Annotated in this window: 1 protein-coding gene; it reads left to right on the top strand. The window is 41.7% G+C overall.

Annotated features, from left to right (window positions below; all coding sequences use genetic code 11):
- Positions 1-159 precede the first annotated feature (159 nt).
- Positions 160-369 (top strand): hypothetical protein (locus AB4585_RS28705; protein ID WP_372172180.1); only part of this gene is annotated, 210 nt, incomplete at its 3' end.

Raw genomic sequence — 369 nt, 5'->3', positions numbered from 1 at the left:
AAACAACACAATCTCTGACCAATGAAAAAGGCACTAACGCATATCGGTCGCCCAAACTCAAAACATTGAACTAGCTCGGTAAAATTCCCCTCAACACCCCACCAAAACGATTATGGATGAAAAATGTACGGGTCTTCATTAACGAACATATCGAGAGCTATGAGCGCTGTTGTTAATCTAAACCCAGTCATCTATGAACTAAGAAACACATTAGAGAAACGACTTCCAAATCACACTGTGACCACCAAACAAATCTTCGGCCGCTATATCAGCCTTAGTGTTGACGGTATTTGCATTGTGAGATCACAGATGAACACGCTGTTCTTTGCCCTTATTTGCAAGTGCAATAACCCAAACTGCCGTCTCAAT

Origin of the sequence: Vibrio sp. 10N.222.49.C9, from assembly GCF_041474985.1 — a bacterium.
Lineage (GTDB): Bacteria > Pseudomonadota > Gammaproteobacteria > Enterobacterales > Vibrionaceae > Vibrio > Vibrio crassostreae_C.
This window is presented reverse-complemented; position numbering and strand designations above follow the sequence as displayed.